This is a genomic window from Anabaena sp. UHCC 0253 (genome assembly GCF_009712085.1).
Classification (GTDB): Bacteria; Cyanobacteriota; Cyanobacteriia; order Cyanobacteriales; family Nostocaceae; genus Dolichospermum.
In genome coordinates, this window is record NZ_VILD01000003.1 from 594,598 (window position 1) to 616,725 (window position 22,128).

Consider the following 22,128-nt stretch of genomic DNA (forward strand, 5'->3'; position numbering starts at 1 on the left):
AAATGCCTAAATCTAATAGATTTCGTATTTTAAACCAGGAATTAAGTAGGCTTAAAAAGCAATTAATTCCAAAACCTAGTTTCACAGGTTTATATTCTGATAGACAGCTAACTAGAACTGTTGCATACCGAGTTTTAGCTCATGCGGAAATTGAATCTTATCTTGAAGATCGAGCTTGGGAAGTTGTTCAAAATGCCAAAAATATTTGGGATAATACAGGTAAGATTAATCTTACTTTAATATGTTTACTTGGTTTTTCTGGATTAACTATGGATGCACCACCAGAAACACTGAGTCCAAAAAAGGAAATAAAACTGTTAAAGATGAACAAATCAAAATCCAGAAAAAAATAGATTTAGCTTTGGCAAATTTTAAGAGGATTATTAATGAAAATCATGGACTCAAAGAAAAAAATCTTCTAGCTTTACTTTTACCTATAGGGCTAGATATCAAGGATTTAGATACTTCGTGGCTTGTTACTATGAACACATTTGGAGAAAATAGAGGTGAAGTAGCTCATAAATCTGCTAGTTTTTATAGTATTATTCAACCAATAAATCCCGTAGATGAAGTAAATATGGTTAAGCAAATTATTCAGGATCTTCTCAAAATAGATGAGTTAATGAATCTGTTGATGAAATAAATATTAATTAATATTATTTTCTACCCTATAATTAATTCTGATCTCAAAATATATGTCCAATTCTCTTAAAGCATCACCCACAGGATTAGAAATTGTTGATAAAGCCCGTCAGCGGTTAGGATGGACTAAAACCAGCACTGCAAGATGGTGGCAAGATGCTCATACTTCTAAGGCTACTTTACGACGATTTTGGCAAGGCGATCACATTCAGAAAGAAATCTTCATCGCTATCTGTCAAGCTGTGGGAATTAGCAATTGGGAAACTATCACAGATTTAACTGATATTAATACAGATAATTCTACACCCTATATAGATTGGGATGAAGCGCCTAATGTAGAAAGTTTTTATGGTAGAAATCAGGAATTATTAAAATTAGACAAATGGATTAAAAATGGTTGTAAATTAATCAATATTACGGGAATTGCTGGTATTGGTAAAACTTCCCTTGTGTTAGCTTTAGTAGATCAGATTCAGTCTCAGTTTAATTGTTTAATTTGGAAATCTATTGATAATATCTTCTCAGTTAGTGATTTATTAGCTAATTTATTAAATCAGTTTAATTTACCTCTTACTGCTGATATTAATGCTGCTAGTTATCAAATTATCAATTATCTTCAAAAGCATCGCTGTTTAATAGTTTTAGATGGCATAGATAATATTAGTGAAAATTTAGAATTAAATAAATTTATCCAACAATTAAGCCTTCATCGTCATCAAAGTTGTATAATTACAACCAGTCGCAAAAAACAAAATAATACAGAAATCAATCCCAAAATAGTTGCTAATCTGGCTTTAAATGGGTTATCAAAAACCGAAGCTTTAGAATTATTAAATTCACGGGGATTTACAGGAAAAGAATTAGGAATATCTGCCTTAATTCAACTTTATCGCGGTAATCCTTTAGGCTTAAAACTGGTAACACCGTTAATTCAATCTATGTTTTCTGGTAATGTAGCGGCATTTATTAATCAGAATACCTTAATTGTAGGCGATCGCTTGCGTATTGTCCTCAAACAACAATTAGAAAACCTCTCAGAATTAGAACAAGAAATTATTTACTGGTTAGCAATTTGGCAAGAACCAATATCTTTTGCTCGCTTGCAAACTCACTTAATTGTATCTATTGATCCTGCTAAAGTTTTTACAGAAATTATCGAATTAGAACAAAAATCACTTTTAGAAAAGTGGGTAAATGATTATGAACCTTCCTTTACATTGCAACCATTAATAATGAAAATAGTCACAGATGAATTAGTTGAAAATGCAACTCATGAAATAAAAAATTGTACAGAAAATCAAGATATTAGTTATTTAAAAATATTGCGAAATCATTGGTTATTACGCCCAGGGACAGATGATATTGCTGGAGAAAAAATTATCAAGCAATTGCGAGAAAGTTTATTCCGGATTTATGGTGCAAATTTACCCCAAATATTAAAACAAATTTTATTACTTTTAGATAACAAATCCCCCTTAGTAATTGGTTATATTGGGTGTAATGTTATAGCTTTGGAAAATTTCAATTAATAAAATCTAGATATAGGTAATTTTTCAGAAATTGTCAAACTCAATATGATTATACTTAGAATAGGGAGTATAATTATATCATAAGTCTACAAGCTGAATATTTACACATTTTCCTGCTCAAATTAAGTTATGATAATTTTTAGTTGCTTCTGATACGGCATTTTTATAGACATCCAGAGATAATAATTAGATATTCAATCAATCTTCACTACCATCTGACACAAAATTAGCAATTAGTCTTAGTTGACAACTAATGACTAATAACCAATAACTAATGACTAATTAGGTTTTGTTCTGATGATAAATACTTACACCACTCAAGAGTTAATTCAAATTTTGGCAACCGAACGCCAAGCCTGTTTAAAAGGGGAACGTTTAAAATTAGAAGTAACAGTTTCTGGTAATCCACTTATAGACCAGTTTATCAGAACTGATGGATTACAAAGATTTACTGCTTATCAAGATTTTAAGTCTTCCATTCACGAATATCAAAGAGCAAATCAAGTCTCTGGAATTATTTGGAAAGATATAACAGTCAAGGGTAATACTCTTCATTATCCAGAAATTAATAATGAATTGATAGCTTTAGAAAATGACTTAGAAATATTAAAAAGTGCCAAAAATTCAATTTTAGATTTTTGGTATCTAACAACAGTAGATATGGATTTATATTTGAGTTTTAGTAATGGTAAACAACATGATAGAATTACTAAAATAGATGTCGAGAGAATTGCTCAAATAACAGAATGGGCAACTTTATTAAAATGGGAAAATCCCAATTTTTTAGAACTTATTTTACAATTAGGTTGGGGACAACCAGAAGAAGCTGCTTATAAACGGGGAAGGCCACTAGCTGGGAGTGATTTTATTCATGCCGTCAATCCGGGTTATTATCCTATAGGATAGTATCAATCAGGATTTAAGAAAGTTCGTGAAAACAGATACCATATTTTATCGTCTATTTCAAAGTTTTCCCAGCGTCTTCTTTGAACTTATTAATCAACCCACAGAAACCGCTAATACTTACCAATTTTCATCCGTTGAAGTTAAACAACTAGCTTTTCGTATTGACGGCGTATTTATTCCCAAGGGTAATGCAGCATCATTACCTATCTACTTCCTAGAAGTTCAATTTCAACCCGATAAAAAAATATACTCTCGGTTTCTTGCTGAAACATTCCTTTACCTTGATAAAACTCAACTTACGAACAATTGGCGAGGTGTTCTAGTTTATCCTACCCGTAGCATAGATATAGGGGAAACAGAAAGATATATTGAATTACTGGCATCTGGACGCATACAATGTATATATCTCGATGAACTAGACTCGACAACAGAAGTCTCTATTGGCGTTGAAACTGTTAAATTATTAATAGAACCGGAGTCAGGTACAGCCACAAAAGCTAAGGAGTTAATCAATCTCGCTAGACAACAAATAACCTCAGCCATTACCCAAAGAGAATTTATCGAATTGATAGAAACAATAGTTATTTACAAATTTCCCCAAAAAAATCGGCAGGAGATTGAGCAAATGTTAGGATTAAGTGAATTAAAGAAAACAAAAGTTTATCAAGAAGCTAAGTTAGAAGGCAAACTAGAAGGTAAGTTAGAAGGTAAATTAGAAGGTAAATTAGAAGGCAAACTAGAAGGCAAATTAGAAGCTATTCCTTTTATGTTGAGCTTAGGTGCAAATGTAGAACAAATAGCAGAAGCATTAAGTTTGGATATCGAGTTAGTTCGATTAGTAGCTAAGAATGGGTAATGGATAATAATAAATAGTGAAAAAGGGAGAAGAAAAATATATTTCTCTCCCTAATTTATAACATCAGAAAAATCTAAATTTTGCCGATGTTATGCAGTCCTAAAATAATACCTGCGCCTAAAATATGCCCAAAGGAAGTAGTTGCTAATACCGCAGGTAAACCAAAACCACCAAAAATTGAGGTGCTGGTAATTCTGGTTTAGCGTTAGGATGCTGAATAGTAAATTTACCGACAGCAATAGCAAAGATATTGGCAATAATCATAATTATGCCAACAGTAGGACTCCATTCTAGAGGTGGGATAGTGGTAGCGGTAGCGATTAAGGTTGAAGTTAACATTTCAATTACTCCTGATATTTTTGAATGCTTGACAATATAATCTGAATATTGACAAAAAAAAATCTATATAATTGCTTACTTTGTCACAAATTTTAACAGTTGTTTTCAATCTATAATATAAACAAGTGCTGTACTGAATAGAAAATTTTCATATTTGCTGTTTTAATACTTATGGTGTCCGAAAATGCTAGTGATTGCTAAGATAAGAGTAATTATTTCCTGAATTGATCATGTCCTCAACTCTTGATTCCTTACCACCCGCATTAAATAAAATTGTCCAACGCTTTCAACGGGCTACAGAACCAAAAAGACGCTATGAGCAGTTAATATGGTATGCTCAGAAGCTACAAGCATTTCCAGAAGCTGAGAAACTGCCAGAAAACAAAGTTCCTGGTTGCGTTTCTCAGGTATTTGTTACAGCTTCATTAGAAGATGGTAAAGTGATGTTTCAGGGTGATTCTGATTCCCAACTAACTAAGGGATTATTAGCATTATTGATCGAAGGATTAAATGGATCAACACCTACAGAAATAGTCCAACTTACTCCTGATTTTATTCAAGAAACTGGTTTAAATGTGAGTTTGACACCTTCTCGCGCTAATGGTTTTTACAACATTTTTAAAACTATGCAGAAAAAAGCTTTGGAATGTAAGTTAGAAAGTTAAGAGATTAGGAGATTAGGGATTAGAGCATGGGTAAAGTTGTTTTATGACAAACTTAATCAGATGTCTACTAATTTATTAACAAATCCTGCTGCTGGTGCATTTGGTGGTAAAGTACAGGAATATTTTTGGCAATGGGAAAACCAACAGTTACGAGTGGTTTATGAAACTATTGGTCAAGGTTCACCAATTTTGCTATTACCGGCTTTTAGCAGCGTTTCTACAAGGGAAGAAATGGGAGAGTTAGCAGAATTACTTGCACCCCATTTTCAAGTCACTGTTATAGACTGGCCTGGGTTTGGTGAATCTTCTCGACTCAGTTTAGATTATAGACCAGTCATATATCAGCGATTTTTAGCAGATTTTACGAAATCTGTGTTTAATACGGCAGTTTCCGTAATTGGTGCTGGCCACGCTGCTGGTTATATTCTCCAGTTGGCGTTGAAAGAACCGCAGATATTTGCCAAAATTGTCTTACTCGCACCAACTTGGCGAGGTCCTTTACCAACAATGGGCGCAAGTCAGCAAATTGCAGCTATGGTAAGGGGAATAATTAGATTTCCCATTATTGGTCAATTACTGTATAAACTCAACACTACTCCATCATTTTTAAGTTGGATGTATAGTCGTCACGTTTTTACGAATATGGCAAAACTTACACCCAATTTTATCACTAAAAAATGGCAAAGTACCCAGCAACCGGGGGCGAGATTTGCTTCAGCGGCTTTTGTGACAGGTAATATAGACACATTTCGGACTCAATCTGAATTTCTCTCTCTAGTTCAATCCTTGTCTATACCCATTATGGCTATCCTTGGCGCATCTAGTCCTCCCAAATCACGCCAAGAAATGGACGCATTAGCAGCTTTACCAAATGTAGACAGTGTAGTTGTTCCCGGTTCTCTAGGACTCCATGAAGAATTCCCCGTGGAAGTTTTTGAAGCTATATTGCCATTTTTAAAGGTTGTTTAAAAAGCAAAAAGTATCAATTGCAATAATTTAAAATGCGGGATTATGTTCATAATCCCAACATTTATTATCACGCCAAACTCTATCTGTTGCTTCACAGTTTTCCTGGTCTTTAATGCCAGGAATTGATGTAGGGTGAATAGTGTTTAAGCTGGATGTAACATAAGAGATCAGAAAAGAACCTGTAAAGAAACCACAAAATATTAATGTTCCAAAAAAAACGTAAAGCTGACAAATTTAACAGCAGCTACAACAGAAATAGTCCGTTTTTTTCCATAAGGTTTATAGCGCATACATTACCTCAAAATGGTGTTTGTGGCAGATCACACCCTGGGAATGTTTTCGCGCTGATAATATAAACTTGCAAAATTATTTATAGCAGAATGTGATGGGTATTTCTGTTAGCTAATAGACAAAGCTAAATTTTAGAGAAAGAAACCTGCAATATCGGTTTTTAATATTCCTCAATTGTCTCGATTTATTGTGGTGCGGGTCTCTTGCTCGCTAATTTCATACCAACTTCATCAAATCTTTACACAAATTTTACGTCTTATGACGGTGCAAACCACTGACTTAAAGCAATTACAACTGATTCATCAGTATATTTAAGTATGTTTTTTCTGTAAAGATAGTCTTAAACTATTGACCTCGCTGATGGTGGTATGAAAATATATTTTCAGTGAAGGTACTCAGACAAGCTCGGTGGCCAAATCACCGCAATCAGTTCTCAAAATATATTAATAGGTGGTTTTTAACTATAAAAAGTTTATATCGAATCGCACTTGTGAGTATCTACACTGTCAATATTCACTTTTTTAGAGTAGGACTTACGCAAGTGTCACACCAAAAATCTGTTGTAGGGTGCGTCAGATATCAAGAATCTGTTTATTTGCAGGATTTATGCAGTCTGACGCACCCTACCAATGTAACAGTTGCGTCAGTCCTGGAGAGACTGGATCTGATAGAGGCTTTGTGGTGTGGGTCTCTTGCTCGCTAATTTCATGCTAACTTCATCAAATCTTTACACAAATTTTACGTCTTATTGCGGTGCAAACCACTGACTTGGAGCAATTACAACTGATTCGTCAGTATATTGAATTATGTTTTTTCTGTGAAGATAGTCTTAAACTCTTGACCTTGCTTGATGCTGGTATGAAAATATGTTGTTAGTTAAGGTACTCAGATCAGCGGTATGTAAAATTACCGTAGTTGAATTCTAAATATATTGATAGGTAGTCTTTACCTGTTTAATACTATCAACATTTACTTTTTCAGGAGATAAGAATCATGCCCATATCGAATTTGATCAAGAAGTTATCAATAAGTCTGATTGGAGCAACAGTCCTTGGTTTAGGAACATCAAATGCAGCACAGGCCACTTCTTTTTTCGTTTCTACTAACGACGGGAAAGTTGGTACTGTAGATCAAGCAACAGGAGTATTTACTCAAATTGCTAGTGGTCCAGTATTTACTGATATAGCTTTATCTAATTCAGAAGAGATTTTTGGGGTGACTTTTAGTCAACTGTATAAAGTTAACCAAACCACAAGTACATCCTCACTAATTGGTAATTTGGGTGTATCAAATATGAATGGGCTAGGATTTACTACTAGCAACACACTCTATGGAACTGGTGGTTCTAGGTTTTACAGCGTTAATACCTCAACAGGTGCAGCCTCTTTAGTATCTAATATCTCTGGATTTAGTAGCAGTGGTGATATAGTGTACGACCCTGTAAATAATAGATTTCTAGCTACATCAGCAGGTGATAGCTTGTGGTCTATTGGTTTAAATGGTATAGCTAACAAGATTGGAGATATTGGTTTTGGTGATGTCTATGGTTTAGCTTTTGATGACGATGGGACTTTATATGGTTACACTGCTAATAGACAGCAGATAGTTATTAATCCAACAACAGGATCAGGTACATTTAATCAAAATGTTACTGGTATTTCTAGTCAGATATTTGGTTCTGCATCACTGCCATCAACAGGACCAAGCACTTCTGTACCTGAACCTGCTTCTGTATTAGGTTTGTTTGCCTTTGGTGCAATAGGTGCAGGTTCTTTGCTTAAACGTAAGCAGCAACAACAAGCGACGGTAAAAGCATAATCGTCCAATCTCCTATTCCTCTATTTCGCGCCAGTTACTACAACTGAGGAAGCCAAAAATTCACCTATTTTACAACAACAAAAAACCGGGAACTGAAATGCCCCCGGTTTTTGTTGTCAAGGTATAGTCTAGCTATACCCTAATTTATTGCTGAGAAAGATTAAACTTTAGCAGCCGCTCTCATTACCAATTCGCCTTTAGCATACTTAGCAGCAAAATCTTCTAAAGAAACTTGCTTAATTTTGCTTGCGTTACCAGCAGTACCAAATTGTACATAACGGTCAGCACAAACCTTTTGCATATATTTAATAGAAGGCTTGAGGAAGTGACGAGGATCGAATTCCTTGGGATTAGCAGCCAAAGCTTCACGCACAGCAGCGGTGATAGCCAAACGGTTATCGGTGTCAATATTTACTTTACGAACACCACTCTTGATACCTTTTTGAATTTCTTCTACAGGTACACCGTAGGTTTCAGGGATAGCACCACCAAATTGGTTAATCAGTGCAATCAAATCTTCAGGTACAGAAGAAGAACCGTGCATTACCAAGTGGGTGTTAGGTAGACGGCGGTGAATTTCTTCAATGCGGCTGATAGCCAAAATTTCACCAGTGGGTTTGCGGGTAAACTTATAAGCACCGTGGCTAGTACCGATAGCAACAGCCAAAGCATCTACTTGAGTTGCTTCTACGAAGCTAACAGCTTCATCAGGGTCAGTTAACAGTTGAGAATGGTCTAGTGTACCTTCAAAACCGTGACCATCTTCAGCTTCGCCAGCGCCGGTTTCTAAAGAACCTAAGCAACCGAGTTCACCTTCAACACTCACACCCAAAGAGTGAGCTACATTCACTACTTCGCTGGTAACTTTAACGTTATACTCAAAACTTGCTGGGGTTTTAGCGTCAGCTTCCAAAGAACCGTCCATCATGACGCTGGTGAAGTTGTTCTTAATTGCTGAGTAGCAGGTAGAAGGAGCATTACCATGATCTTGGTGCATGACAATGGGAATCTCTGGATAGGTTTCTACCGCAGCCAAAATCAGGTGACGGAGGAAGTTTTCCCCTGCATAGTTACGAGCGCCGCGAGAAGCTTGTAAGATTACGGGGCTATCTGTATCAGCCGCCGCCTTCATGATTGCCTGAATCTGCTCTAAATTATTAACGTTAAAAGCTGGAATGCCGTAACCGTTTTCAGCAGCGTGATCCAAAAGCAACCGCATTGGTACAAGCGCCATATATATTCCTCCTAATTTGGGTATCAGCTAGTCAGTTTAATAGAAGCGTAATCTTTATTTTAATGTAATTTTTACGCTAATCTTAAGAGTTTTTTCAACTTCTTATAGGAAATTATAACCAGTAGCGGGTGCTTATGTTTAAAAACTTTGCAGGCTTACCATATCAAGATAATCTATGGTTTGTCAGTATTGCCGTTATTTTTACTACTGTTAGCTAAGTGGTTTTAGTAAGTTTAGATACAGAGTTAGGACTTACGCATTGACAGGAATAACTAAATATGGCGGATGAGTTTCATGTATGGAAAGGTGATTTTTGGGCGATGATGGGCGATCGCTAGATGATCCAAAATGTAAAAGATGGTTTTGTCTAGATTTTGCATATTAGGTACTGAAATTTATTCTTTTTAGGTGCGATCGCTCTTACCTCAATTCCCATAATTCCAACCATGTATATACAATACTATTCTGCCGATTCCTGACTATCCCCAAATCCTTGACGGGCAAAGATTTCAATCATCTCGCTGCGAGTTAAATTATTTGTTGCTGCTAATTCATCCAACTTTGCCCAAGCGGTATCTGTAAGCCGGATAGACCGCAACTTTTTAGACTCAGAACCATAATCAGCCTCAAATTTGCCCCCTGGTGTCCGCTTACGTCTGGGTGATTTATGCCTTGTTCCTGAATACTTATCACCATGTATATCTATTTTATTACTGGTGATTAAATTAACTAGATTATCAATCAAGCGATCGCTCTCCATTGGTAAAATATCTCGACCATGCAACATATCTTGAATAATCTTAAAATGCACCAAAGTACCCATAAAAATCCTTGCAGCCACCGCTGCATCAGGTAATTGCAATTCTGGATGCGCCGCAAAATATTGGGTAATTGTATCTAAACCAGTTTTATCTACATTGCGAACAAAAACCTGCGCTAGTGAGGGAAAACGCCCAGATTCGGCAATAATCAACCTTACAAAACTCAATAATTCCTGTGAACAACCAATATTATTTAAAATATTGTTAGCAATCCGCCGCAGAACTATCTCCGGTTCTCCTGCGAGAAATTGCGGATCTTGGGGGTTAAAAACTGCCAAATATTTTTTCTGCACTAATTTTTCAATCAGCGCCGTAAATAATCCTTCCTTATCTTGAAAGTAGCTATATACCGTTGTTTTCGACACTCCTGCGGCTGCTGTCACCTTATCCATCGTTGTCGCTGCGTAACCATTTGCCAAAAATTCCTGCATTGCACCAGCCAAGATAGCATCAACTTTTTCTACTAACAGCAATCTTTCTACAGGAATTTCTTCAACTTCCTTATTCTTTTTTCGCATATAAGATTAATTATTTTGGTAATAACTCTTGACAAGATTGTAATGGACGGTTTAGTTTAGTTGTATAACTAAACTGATTAGTTTACTTCCCATTTTAAATCATAGGGGAAAACTTATGGTGCGTGATATAACAGCTAAAGATTCCGCATTCTGGAAACCTAGTTCCCGGCAATTGATGATGCTGACAACAGCTATAATTATGACAATTCTAGGAATCAAAGGGTATAGATTTTCACAAGTCCAATCCCAAAATACTGTAATCCAAGCTGCCCAAATAACTACACCGCAAATTAAGACGGTGACAGCATTAGGGAGAATCGAACCCAAAGGAAAAGTCATTAAACTTTCTGCACCTACATCTAGTCAAGGTAGCCGAGTAGAGACACTTTTAGTCAAAGAAGGGGATAACATTAAAGCAGGGCAAATCATCGCCATTTTAGATAATCGTCCCCGTCTCCAAGCCGCTTTTCAAGAAGCCCAAGCCGCAGTGAAAGTTGCCCAGGTAAACTTAGAAAAAGTCCAACAAGGAGCGAAAACAGGTGAAATAGAAGCCCAAAAAGCCGATATTGCCAGAATAGAAGCGCAAAAACTCGGAGATGAATCTGGACAAAGACAAACGGTTGCGAGATTAGAAGCGCAATGGCAAGGAGAAACAAGCGCCCAACAGGCTACAATTAATAAACTACAAGCAGAACTGAAAAATGCTCAAGTAGAATGGCAACGCTATCAGCAACTTTACCAAGATGGGGCAATTTCTCAGTCATTATTTGATAGTAAACGTCTCAGTGTTGATACCATAACCCAACAATTGAGCGAAGCTAGAGCTAACCTCAACCGCATTGATAGCACGGGACGCAAGCAAATTAGTGAAGCTAAAACTGCCCTCACCCGAATTAATGCCACAGGTAGCAAACAAGTCATTTCTGCTCAAGCCACATTAAATAAAATAGCCGAAGTGCGTCCAGTAGACATAGCCGCAGCCAAAGCTGAAGTTAACCGTGCTATGGCCGCAGCCCAACAAGCAAAAGCGAATTTAGATCAAACTTATGTTAAAGCACCTCAAAATGGTGTAGTTTTTGACATTTATACCCGTGCAGGTGAAGTAGTATCCAATAACGGCATTGTCGAACTTGGGCAAATAAATCAGATGTATGCAGTAGTTGAAGTTTACCAAAGTGATGTTAGTAAAATCCGTCCCCAACAAGAGGTAAAAATATCTAGTAACTCCCTGACTGGAGAATTACAGGGAAAAGTAGATTGGGTTGGCTGGAAAGTGCAACGGCAAAATATTATCAATTCTGATCCTAGTGAAAATATTGATTCTAGAGTAGTAGAAGTTCATGTCCAGCTAGATGAAGCCTCAAGCAAGAAAGCAGCAAAATTTACCAATTTGCAAGTTAAGGCGGTAATTTCACTATGATAGGATTTATTCAAGCAATCCAAAGACGCACACCGCTGGGATGGTTGCAACTTAACCATAGTAGAAGTCGCTTATTAGTTGCTATATCGGGAATTGCCTTTGCAGATGTGCTAATTTTTATGCAGCTTGGCTTTCAAAATGCCTTGTATGACAGCAATACCACCTTAAACCGGGCTGTGCTTGCAGACATCGTTTTGATCAGTCCGCAAAGCCGAAATATGCAAAATATGTCCACCTTTTCCCGCAGAAGGTTATATCAAGCTGCTGATGTCCCTGGTGTCAAATCTGCTGACTCCATGTATATCGGTTTAGTTACTTGGAAAAATCCCCAAACGAGACGCAAAACCACAGTTCAAGCGATCGCTTTTAATCCCGAACAACCTGTATTAAATATACCAGAAATCAACACCCAATTAGATAAAATTAAATTACCCGATCATTTTCTTTTTGATCGTGGTGCGAGAGGAGATTATGCTCAAATTTTGAGTCAAATAGATGCAGGTCAAATTGTCACCACAGAAATAGATAAACGGACAATTAATATTAGTGGTTTATTTAAATTAGGAGCATCATTTGGGGCTGATGGAACAATAATTTCTAGTGATGAAAACTTTCTACGGATCTTTCCTAGACGCAAAGCAGGAAGTATCAACCTTGGCTTAATTTATATTCAACCAGGATATGAACCAGAACAAGTAGCAGCAGCATTAAAATCCCATCTCCAAGATAATCAAGATGTAAAAGTTTTCACCCGCCAAGAATTTATCAAATTTGAAGAAGCATATTGGAAAAAAGAAAGTCCCATCGGCTTTATTTTCACATTAGGCGTATCAATGGGATTTATTGTCGGTGTGATCATTGTTTATCAAGTTCTCTCCACAGACGTAAATTCCCATCTCAAAGAATACGCCACATTTAAAGCCATGGGATATCAAAACTCATATTTATTAGGCGTAATTTTTGAAGAAGCCATAATTTTAGCAGCATTAGGCTTCATTCCCGGATTAATATTACCAATAGGACTTTATCAACTAGCAAGAAACGCCACCAAATTACCCATATACATGACCTTAGCTAGAGCATTAATGGTTTTTCTAATGACAATCATCATGTGTATAATTTCCGGCGCTATAGCCACCAGTAAACTACAATCAGCCGATCCAGCCGATATGTTTTAAACTCCTCTCTGCGCCTCTGCGTCTCTGCGTGCAAAAAAATCCTGAAAACCTAATTATGCAAACTATTAACCCTCAAAAACCAGTAATTTTCATCCAAAACCTTGACCATTATTTTGGAACTGGAAAACTGCGAAAACAAGTATTATTTAATATCAACCTCACCATTAATACAGGAGAAATTGTGATCATGACAGGTCCCTCTGGATCTGGAAAAACCACATTATTAACCTTAGCCGGTGGATTGCGTTCTGCTCAATCTGGAAATTTGCAAATATTAGGTAATGAACTATGTAACGCTAATTCCCAACAATTAACTCAAGCCCGACGCAGTAATGGCTATATTTTCCAAGCCCATAATTTACATGGTAGCTTAACAGCCATCCAAAACGTGAGAATGGGTTTAGAATTACAGCCCAAAATAACTGCAAAAGAAATGTTAATGCAGTCACAAAAAATGCTAGAAGAAGTAGGATTAGGAGATCGCCTTAATTACTATCCAGATAACTTATCAGGGGGACAAAAACAACGGGTTGCGATCGCTCGTGCATTAGTAAGTCAACCGAAAATCGTCCTAGCTGATGAACCCACAGCCGCACTTGATAAACAGTCGGGACGGGATGTAGTAGAATTAATGCAAAAATTAGCCAAAGAGCATGGTTGTACAATTTTACTTGTTACCCACGATAACCGGATTTTAGATATTGCTGACCGCATTGTTTATATGGAAGACGGCCATCTTGTCAGAGAAGAAAGCGGTTCTTTACAAGGTATAGGAACTTAAAAATACCCAGTGATAAGAACCGCCAGGGTCATATTAACAGGTAGCTTGTTGGATTAAAATATCCAATTCCTGCTGCATTTTACCTTTGACTAACTCATAACATTCGTTAACATAAGTGCGATCGCTTGCGGCTTCTCTTCCATAGCGTTCAAACACAATTGGGGGACAAACCCTTGTATAGATAGACACAGGCAAAGGAATATTAGGCAAAGGTCCAATGGCTAATCCCCAAGGTAATCCCAGATAAATGGGAAAAACCACCGGATCAATCCCAAGCAGCCAAGGCATCCCCATTTTATGAAATTGGTGCATGATTTTATACATATCAGCTAGAACAATCAAGGTATCATGCGACCCCCAGGAAATTGCCGGGACAATAGGCACATTTTCCCGTAGCGCCAACTTAATAAACCCCCTGCGTTCAGCAAAATAAATTTTATCCCGCATCCTATGAGGTCGAAAGACATCCTCCGCACCACCAGGATAAACTAAGACACTAGCACCAGACCGCAAAGCAGCATAAGCCATTTTGGGATGCGCTCTCACTGCGCCAGCCTTCATCGCCATTTCTGCTGCTGGAGGGAATACATCCCAAACTTTAGGGTGCATCAAGCCATAAATCGGTCGTTTCACACCAAAGCGGCGTAACCAATCATACAACATCATAGAAGTATCAGGAGATGCCAGTCCGCCATTATGAGAACCAACAATCAAGATTTTTTCATCGGGGACATTTTCCCAGCCACTAGTTTGGACTCGAAAATAACAATTATATAACAAGCCCAGGATAGGCATCATAGACTCGATGAACCTTAGATCTCGTTGATCCAAAGACCATCCCAGGTTAGTGTTTTGAGGATGTTTTAGTTTTAACATCAGGGAATTTTATCAGGATTTATACGGATAAAACAATCCGTTTTTTGCGGTTTTATGATATCTCTATCTTTATTCTGCAATGTTTTTGCCCAAATTGCCTTTTCTCAATCAGCCATAATCAAATTTTTCTTGACTGAGCTTTAAACTCAGCCACTTTTGTTTCTTATCTGTTCCCTGTTCCCTTTTTTTGTAATTAATTGTCCATTGTCAATTATTGCCAGCACTTATGGTTGATAATTAATATTAAAATAAAATCCATTATCCTGAATATTATTACTTTTATCCTCAAGATTAATAAAAGGAAAACCATAGTCAAGTCGTAAATTTAACCCTGGTAAAGGTTGCCAAATCAGCCCTATACCTGAACTGATCAAAAATGTTTGTTTTGATAATTCATTAGGATTTTGAGAAGCATTCCAAACTTTCCCTAAATCTAAAAACGGTGCAACTTTAAATGTCGAATTTAAAGTAATTCTATTTTCAATAGAGAAAAACAATCCATTATCACCAGAACGGGTATTTTGCCGATAACCACGAACTGATTGGCCACCACCAAGAATAAACTGATGAGAAGGTAACAACCCATCTGGAGTTAGTTGTAAATTAGCTTTGACAATTAATAAATTGTTCTTACTCAGTTGTTGCCATCGTTGGACTTGACCACTCCAACTGAAAAAATACCCATCAGGAACAGGCTCTTTATTAGAAGTAGGATTAAATAGCCCAGTGCCAATCTTAAATTCTGAGTCTAAAAACCAAGCTCCTTGGAGATCACGACTAGTATAATCTTGACGAAATGAAATAACACTACTACGACTGACACCATCTTCATTAGGCCCAAAACCAAAAGCAGTTGGTTGATCAAAAGTAAAAGTTTGACCATTATCAACACTCAAACCTAAAGATAAAGCCAATTCTTTTTGAGAAGTCCGGACTATTGGTTGACGATAAAATATTTCATAAATCTGTTTTTCTCCTTTAATATCTAACTCATCAAATGGAGATTGAGTAATTTTTGTTGAATTAAAAGATGCTCTGAGTTGCACTTGACCATTCATCGAATTCACAGGAATTTGATATCCAAAATCTAATACCTTACTTCCTCCAGTAAAAGTAGTGCTGTAATTAGCTGCAAATATATCTCCCAATCCTGTGACATTACGATAACTAAAACCAACACCTACTTTTTCTGAACCGATAGTAGCAGGAGATTGGTTATCAACGCTTATATTAGTAGCTAAAGTAGGTGCTTCTTTAACTGTAACTACCAGGATTTTTGACCCATCATTAAGTTTCTGCGGATTATTTTCATCTTCAGGTGGATCACTTAAATTTGCTTCAACATTAGTGAAAAGGGGATCTTGTTTTAGTAGCCTTAATTTATCTTCAATTTTGCCGGCATTGAAAGTTTCTCCCGTAGCTAATTGTAGCCGACTCATCACATAAGATTTTAATCTTTCCGTACCTAGTATCTCTATCTTTACCAACCGAGTTTCAGTAACATTAATCTCAATAACACCATTTTTAATTGTTTGATCTGGCAATGGTCTTGCTGTTGCAATATACCCATTTTTTTGATAAAGTTCCTTGATAGTATCAGCAATTTCCTTAGATTTTTCTCCCAACTCTTCTGGAGTGAAATCTTTACCCTCAAATTTTTGAATTTCTTGATTAATTTTATCTTCACTAAAAACTGTATTACCAGTAACTTTAATTAACCGAATCGGAATAAGTGCTATTTTTGTTGGAGTTTGTGGTGTAGAAGTTACTTTTTCTGTTGTTGTCGGAGCAACAAATTCAGTAGCAGATTCAGAATTATCTTCAGAAGTAATTTTACTATCTTGATTGGGTTCTGATATCTGAGGTTCTACCTCTGATGTTGGTATATTTTGACTTGGTTCGGAAATCTGTACCGTTGAATCAGGTAGTTTAGTTGGTAATTCTGATTTTGGCGCAATAGATGTTGCAGTTATATCATTAATAGATATATCAGGAATATTTGTTAAATTATTAATTGGTACTGCTGTAACCATAGAGTTAGCTACAGCAACAATGTTTTGGGAATTTTGCCGAAATCTGATCCTAGAAATTAATCCATCCTGCTCCCACATAACTGAAGAAAATTCAGAAGGAGGATTTTGTTTTTCACCAGCTACTAAATAACCACTAATTTTATCTTTGAGAATAATTTTTGAGCCGCTATTTTGATGTTCGCTAAGTTCTTCACGACTACCTAGAGAAGCTGGAGAATTAACAGACAAACTACCAACTAAACAAGCCTGAGATTCTAATTGACAATTAAAAATGCTAACAGTTATACCAGGATTAACTAAAGAAGGAGAAACTTTTACTCGATAATTACTTTGTTTTTCTGCTGAAATATCAATAGTTGGAACTTGCGACGGTAAACGCAATAATAACCCTGGTTCTAACTGATTTTTAATCTGTTGTAAATATGGCGTAAAAATCTGATTGTAACTATTATTAGAACTGGCTTCACTAGCAGCAATATTGCCTACTATTATTAGTCCAGGAAGTATGAGAAAAACTGTATTTAAATGCCGATTAATCACAATAGCTCCCTGTTTCTCTGATTATTGCTACAATATTTAAATAAAACAATAGGACTTATACAATAAGTATTAAACTAAATGTCTTTTAGCCGATATCTTAGGTATCGAAAACCTGTTAATCATTAACAAATTATCAAGTCTAAAACACCTTATAACATATTAGTTGTATAAGTCCTAACATTACTAAATTCCAGGAATTTCTGATAAATTCCCCTGTAATTCTTCAACTTGAAACCTAGTTACATCTTGCCATTCTTCTAGGGTAAAATCATATCCATGTTCTTGAGCCATTTGCACAAATTTTTCCAGATTAGGTGCAGAGTTTAGTTTTTGCTTTAAATCAGCATCAATTTGTACTTTTCTAAATAGTCTCACTACATTCTCTTTTGCCATAACTATAAATTCCTATGACAATTAACCAATTAAAACAGTCGCGCAACCATTAACAATCTTATTTGGTGGACCAACAGCTTCTAAAATCGTACAGCCTAGAAAACAGGCAGGTAAACCATTAATCAAAACTGTCGCACTACCATCAATCACCACTCCAGGTCCATGAGGTGGGATTGGTAAAGGTGTCATACAGACATGAATATCAGCACCAGCAGCACTACTGCTAATAGTGCTACCCATACTCACAGCGGCAGCCGCCTTGGCGGCCTCCTCCGCCGCTTTAGCTGCCGGCATTCCTGGTGTACCAGTTGCGGCTTTAGTGGCAGATTCAGCTACTTGAATCGTAGTATCAGATATTTTTTTAGCAGACTGTAAAGCCGAAGCAATAGCTTGGGGGACACCTCTCCATGCAGGTAAACCACCAATAAACACATTCAAGCTACCAGGTCCTGGTGTCAACATTCCTGGTAAAGGGTGGGCGACTTTATCCGTTATTCTCGCTGCGGGTTTACCCATAGAAATTTCCTTTGTTTTAATTGAGTTTAATTACAGCACCTTTAATGGAAATACTAGCATTAGCATTAATATCAATAGTAGTTGTAGCATCAAGTTTTATGCTACCTGCTGATTTCATGCTAATACTCCTTGAGCTATCATCCAAAACATAGCTATGACCACCACTAGATTTAATTTCAATTTTCCTATTTTTATCATCTAATATTATTTTATGATTGCCATTAGTGGTAATTGTCACACATTCTTCTGTATCATTAATGTTGATTTTATGACCCTTAGCTGTCTTAACCTCAAAACCAGCTTTGACTGCACCTTTTGCTTCTTCTACAAATTGCATTTTATGACCAGTCCGAGTTTTAAATGTTCGTAGTCTGACTTTACCACCTACAACTGTATCATCTATCTTTTCAGGTGGTTTATCTTTACCGTTCCAGACTCCACCTAATACATAAGGACGATGAATATCGCCATGTTCAAATCCTACTAATACTTCATCATTAATTTCTGGCAAACAGTCATTGCCTCGATCTGGACCTATTCCATGTCCAACTATTCTTGCCCAATTACTTTCGTGATCTTCTGTAAGAGTGGGCAATTTTACCTTAACTCTACCCAATCCTTCAGGATCTTTATTATTACTAACTATTCCTACTAAAAGAGTCTGTCCAGGTTGAAGGTGAGTCGCTGGGGATAAAATAGACAAGAGATCACCACCACGTAACCCTCTAATACTAAACTCTGTTGTATATACTCTTTCATCATAAAGGTGGCGAGTTTCAGTCACATAATATTTACCACTATATTTTCCCATACCTTCTAGTTTTACTACTTGCCCAGGACGAATCTTGGGGTTTCCTAATGCTCTAGCATCAGCATGAACAAATTCACCACCTAATTCATCAAATAGACCTTGAGCAATCTTCTTTGCTTCTCCAGAAGCGAATACAGGTTGATCGACAACAATCATTTTAGGTGCGCTATTAAAAGCTGTACTTTTTTTACTACCTTTACCATGATCTGTCTCTGTAAAAACTTTTTCTGCATTAACAGTTTCGACAATAGGTAGTTTTTTCATGTAGTCCCAACCACGAACTTCTACTTCTTTGACTTGTTGACTACTACTAACTCTGACTCGAAAACTTTCCAAATCCTCTAACCATTTAAGTGATATTTCCCCATCACTTTTTGGTTTACGAAAGTTCAGTTTTCCGTCCTGGACAAAAAATTCAAATCCATTGCGAACTGCCCTTTCTTTTAAAAACTCCATATTAGTTTGGTTTTCTTGGAAAATGTATTTATGTGTAATCCCAGTTTGATCGATAGTACCACTGGGTATACCTACTTCTTGAGTAATCTTATTAATAATATCTGTGTCTGTCATATCTTGAAATGACCGATTATAGCGTCCCCGATGTAATCGGTGGGAAATATCATATCCTCGAATGATAATTGGGGCTTGAGAACCACTGGTAAAGTGTGTCTCCATTGCTGTAATTTCCCCATCTATAAGATAACCTTGAGTCCGATCTGGAAACTGATCTGTAGTAGCAGAACTAAATCCTATTTTGATTTTTTTACCAATTTCAAACAACTTTTGATGTTTCCCTGCTGGTTCTGTACTTTCACGTCCTGATAGATAAGGATTATTAATGACTAAAGTAAACATTCCTGGTAAATGTAAACTTTCTTCAACTGAAATTTGCAGAATATCTTCCATTAATTCCGGTGAAGCAGATGCTCCATCAATTTTTAAAATTGGTTTAGATGTATAACTAGCTGTCATAGTATTTTACTGTAGATTGGATAATGGTCTAGATCGATCAATGATTTTATTTCTTAGTTTGTTCTGCTATTACGATTATCTTGTTTTTTCTGATCTGGGGTAGGATTTGGTGTACCTCCTGGTCCTTTTTTACTAGATAAATCTATTTCTTCTAAGGTTAAATCCACAAATGCTCTCACTGGTAAACCATTGGCATTAAACATAGTTAATTTATATTTTAAGGTTTTGACAAAGCATTTCAAATAATTTTGACCTCCCCAAGTAAATAAATAAAGAGGAGGTCGTTTTACACCATCTATTTCTACACCGAATTCGACAGATTTTTTAAATGCTTCTATGTCTTTAATAACAGTTTCACCACTTTCATATCTATCTATGAGAATGTTACTAATAGTCAATGTATAAGGATTAGGATGCTTAAAACTAGTTTTGTTCATTCCTTCCTCAGTCCGCGCACCAGGAGATTGTTCTAAACTAATACTACGACTAAAATCTAGCTGATTTGGATTGAACATAAATTCGATATGATAACCAGTGTCAATAGATAGAAGTTTAGCTTTAATTGGAGTTGCCATATTAGTTGTTGGTGTATATTTTATGCAAGTGGATATTGTCTAATAATTAATAGTAATTTCGACTTCTTTCTCTCTCTATTTCTAAACGCTGTCGGATAAAACCATATATCTCTCTTGCTAATATTTCTAGGTTTTTTGAGTCTTCATTATCGTCTTTATGATCTGAATGTGTTTGAGATTCTGCTGTGCTAGAGCTATCAACAGATGATACTGCTTGATTCGTACTTGTCTCTTGTCCCACTGTGGCTGAGGCCATCTGGATCAAAGATTCTATACCATGACTATTACGAGTATTACTATAGTCACTATTATAATATTCTGTGTTAGTATTTGTTAAATTATCTGATATTCCTGAATCAAAGTTTTCTTTTTCTTTAGCAGAGAAGGAAGACATCTGTATACTGGGTTCGGTAGTATGAATTTGATTAGATATAGAGTGACTATTACCCATAAGTTCGTCAATACTTGACCAAGAATTGGGTATTTCTGTGCTATTTACGGATGATTGTAATGGTTGATTATGTTGCTGATTCCTATTTTCTGATTTTCTTTGTAGCCTAAATGGTGGAGTGGTACTATTTTCTCGAATATTTGGGATGTTATTTGTTGAACTATCGAGTACATTATTTTCTGGAAAATAGGAAGTTTGTCCTTCTCTTTTGTTTTGTATATTGCTAATTATTCCCCGACTAAATTTAGAGATTGTATTAGATCCAATTATGTTACTTTTTTGAATCATGGGTTTTGATAAACCTAGTGGTTTTGTAGAAACAAGACTTTCTATGGTTGTAGATAATGCAGGAATTTGTTGTAATTCATTATTAGGTGTTTCTGCGAAAGTCTGAATATCTGTTTTTTCAGGTTCTGCAAAAGTCTGGATATTTGCTACTTCAGAATTTGGTGTATCTGAGAAAGGTTGAATATTCTCTATTTCAGAATTAGGTATTTCTGCAAAAGTCTGGATATTTGCTAATTCAGAGTTTGGTATTTCCGAGAAAGTTTGAATATCCCTTTTTTCTGGTTCTGAAAAAGTCTGGATATTTGCTAATTCAGAGTTTGGTATTTCCGAGAAAGTTTGAATATCGGTTTTTTCTGGTTCTGAGAAAGTTTGGATATTTGCTACTTCAGAGTTTGATGTTTCTGCAAAAGTCTGGATATCGGTTTTTTGTGGTTCTGTAAAAGTTTGGATATTTGCTACTTCAGAGTTGGATGTTTCCGAGAAAGTTTGAATATTCTCTATTTCAGAATTTGGTGTTTCTGCAAAAGTTTGGATATTCTCTATTTCAGAATTTGGTGTTTTCGAGAAAGGTTGAATATTGGTTTTTTCTGGTTCTGAGAAAGTTTGGATATTTACTACTTCAGAGTTTGGTGTTTCTGAGAAAGGTTGAATATCGGTTTTTTCTGGTTCTGTAAAAGTTTGGATATTTGCTACTTCAGAGTTGGAT

General features: G+C 36.2%; 20 protein-coding genes and 1 pseudogene. 11 read left to right on the plus strand and 10 right to left on the minus strand.

Features of this window, described 5'->3' with window-relative positions; all coding sequences use genetic code 11:
• Nucleotides 1-2 precede the first annotated feature (2 nt).
• From FJR38_RS28420 to FJR38_RS10885, 5 genes are all read left to right on the plus strand, one after another.
• A complete protein-coding gene (locus tag FJR38_RS28420; protein ID WP_254449421.1) occupies nucleotides 3-353 on the plus strand; it encodes a hypothetical protein in 351 nt (116 codons plus the stop codon).
• Nucleotides 242-643, plus strand: coding sequence for a HEPN domain-containing protein (locus FJR38_RS28425; protein ID WP_371418177.1), 402 nt, complete (start codon nucleotides 242-244; stop codon nucleotides 641-643). The genes FJR38_RS28420 and FJR38_RS28425 overlap by 112 nt, the downstream gene beginning before the upstream one ends.
• 52 nt (nucleotides 644-695) lie before the next feature.
• The gene (locus FJR38_RS10875; RefSeq protein ID WP_168536958.1) at nucleotides 696-2,171 is read left to right on the plus strand and encodes an NB-ARC domain-containing protein; all 1,476 of its coding nucleotides are present in this window, start codon (nucleotides 696-698) and stop codon (nucleotides 2,169-2,171) included.
• Between the two features lie 297 nt (nucleotides 2,172-2,468).
• The gene (locus FJR38_RS10880) at nucleotides 2,469-3,077 is read left to right on the plus strand and encodes a hypothetical protein (RefSeq protein ID WP_168495805.1); all 609 of its coding nucleotides are present in this window, start codon (nucleotides 2,469-2,471) and stop codon (nucleotides 3,075-3,077) included.
• A 25-nt stretch (nucleotides 3,078-3,102) separates the two neighbouring features.
• Nucleotides 3,103-3,933 (plus strand): Rpn family recombination-promoting nuclease/putative transposase, encoded by an 831-nt coding sequence (locus tag FJR38_RS10885; RefSeq protein WP_168495807.1) that lies wholly within the window; start codon nucleotides 3,103-3,105, stop codon nucleotides 3,931-3,933.
• A 73-nt stretch (nucleotides 3,934-4,006) separates the two neighbouring features.
• Here FJR38_RS10885 and psaK read toward each other — a convergent pair.
• A pseudogene (gene psaK / locus FJR38_RS10890) lies at nucleotides 4,007-4,272 on the minus strand (photosystem I reaction center subunit PsaK).
• A gap of 230 nt (nucleotides 4,273-4,502) precedes the next feature.
• Between psaK and FJR38_RS10895 the strand changes: the two are divergent.
• From FJR38_RS10895 to FJR38_RS28430, 3 genes are all read left to right on the plus strand, one after another.
• Nucleotides 4,503-4,937 (plus strand): SufE family protein, encoded by a 435-nt coding sequence (locus FJR38_RS10895; protein WP_168536960.1) that lies wholly within the window; start codon nucleotides 4,503-4,505, stop codon nucleotides 4,935-4,937.
• A 60-nt stretch (nucleotides 4,938-4,997) separates the two neighbouring features.
• Nucleotides 4,998-5,906 carry an alpha/beta fold hydrolase gene (locus FJR38_RS10900; RefSeq protein ID WP_168536962.1) on the plus strand — a complete coding sequence of 303 codons (909 nt, stop codon included), beginning with the start codon at nucleotides 4,998-5,000 and terminating at the stop codon, nucleotides 5,904-5,906.
• Between the two features lie 1,284 nt (nucleotides 5,907-7,190).
• Nucleotides 7,191-8,015, plus strand: a complete 825-nt coding sequence (locus tag FJR38_RS28430; protein WP_168495817.1) for a PEP-CTERM sorting domain-containing protein — start codon at nucleotides 7,191-7,193, stop codon at nucleotides 8,013-8,015.
• Nucleotides 8,016-8,175: 160 nt separating this feature from the next.
• Here FJR38_RS28430 and fba read toward each other — a convergent pair whose 3' ends face one another.
• Complete coding sequence (fba, locus tag FJR38_RS10910; protein ID WP_168536964.1) at nucleotides 8,176-9,249, minus strand: class II fructose-bisphosphate aldolase; 1,074 nt, start codon at nucleotides 9,247-9,249, stop codon at nucleotides 8,176-8,178.
• Nucleotides 9,250-9,709: 460 nt separating this feature from the next.
• Nucleotides 9,710-10,588 carry a TetR/AcrR family transcriptional regulator gene (locus tag FJR38_RS10915; RefSeq protein ID WP_168536966.1) on the minus strand — a complete coding sequence of 293 codons (879 nt, stop codon included), beginning with the start codon at nucleotides 10,586-10,588 and terminating at the stop codon, nucleotides 9,710-9,712.
• Nucleotides 10,589-10,703: 115 nt separating this feature from the next.
• On the opposite strand from FJR38_RS10915, the gene FJR38_RS10920 reads away from it, so the two are divergent.
• The 3 genes from FJR38_RS10920 to FJR38_RS10930 are packed head-to-tail and all read left to right on the plus strand — an operon-like array spanning nucleotide 10,704 to nucleotide 13,967.
• Nucleotides 10,704-12,008, plus strand: coding sequence for an ABC exporter membrane fusion protein (locus FJR38_RS10920; RefSeq protein ID WP_168536968.1), 1,305 nt, complete (start codon nucleotides 10,704-10,706; stop codon nucleotides 12,006-12,008).
• Complete coding sequence (devC, locus tag FJR38_RS10925; protein WP_168495825.1) at nucleotides 12,005-13,186, plus strand: ABC transporter permease DevC; 1,182 nt, start codon at nucleotides 12,005-12,007, stop codon at nucleotides 13,184-13,186. The genes FJR38_RS10920 and devC overlap by 4 nt, the downstream gene beginning before the upstream one ends.
• A 55-nt stretch (nucleotides 13,187-13,241) precedes the next feature.
• On the plus strand, nucleotides 13,242-13,967 hold the full coding sequence (locus tag FJR38_RS10930; RefSeq protein WP_168536970.1) for a DevA family ABC transporter ATP-binding protein: 726 nt from the start codon (nucleotides 13,242-13,244) through the stop codon (nucleotides 13,965-13,967).
• A gap of 33 nt (nucleotides 13,968-14,000) precedes the next feature.
• On the opposite strand, the gene FJR38_RS10935 is transcribed toward FJR38_RS10930, so the two are convergent.
• From FJR38_RS10935 to FJR38_RS10965, 7 genes are all read right to left on the minus strand, one after another.
• Nucleotides 14,001-14,843, minus strand: coding sequence for a lysophospholipid acyltransferase family protein (locus FJR38_RS10935; protein WP_168536972.1), 843 nt, complete (start codon nucleotides 14,841-14,843; stop codon nucleotides 14,001-14,003).
• Nucleotides 14,844-15,067: 224 nt separating this feature from the next.
• Entirely contained in the window at nucleotides 15,068-17,416 is a 2,349-nt protein-coding gene (locus FJR38_RS10940) for a ShlB/FhaC/HecB family hemolysin secretion/activation protein (RefSeq protein WP_168536974.1), read from the minus strand.
• A 183-nt stretch (nucleotides 17,417-17,599) separates the two neighbouring features.
• Entirely contained in the window at nucleotides 17,600-17,809 is a 210-nt protein-coding gene (locus tag FJR38_RS10945; protein ID WP_168495833.1) for a Nif11-like leader peptide family natural product precursor, read from the minus strand.
• 21 nt (nucleotides 17,810-17,830) lie between these two features.
• On the minus strand, nucleotides 17,831-18,325 hold the full coding sequence (locus tag FJR38_RS10950) for a PAAR domain-containing protein (RefSeq protein ID WP_168536976.1): 495 nt from the start codon (nucleotides 18,323-18,325) through the stop codon (nucleotides 17,831-17,833).
• 16 nt (nucleotides 18,326-18,341) lie between these two features.
• Nucleotides 18,342-20,108, minus strand: coding sequence for a VgrG-related protein (locus FJR38_RS10955; protein ID WP_168536978.1), 1,767 nt, complete (start codon nucleotides 20,106-20,108; stop codon nucleotides 18,342-18,344).
• Nucleotides 20,109-20,161: 53 nt separating this feature from the next.
• Complete coding sequence (locus FJR38_RS10960) at nucleotides 20,162-20,683, minus strand: hypothetical protein (protein WP_168536980.1); 522 nt, start codon at nucleotides 20,681-20,683, stop codon at nucleotides 20,162-20,164.
• Between the two features lie 46 nt (nucleotides 20,684-20,729).
• Nucleotides 20,730-22,128, minus strand: a 1,399-nt coding sequence (locus tag FJR38_RS10965) for a hypothetical protein (RefSeq protein WP_217360003.1), incomplete at its 5' end; no start/stop codon positions are given.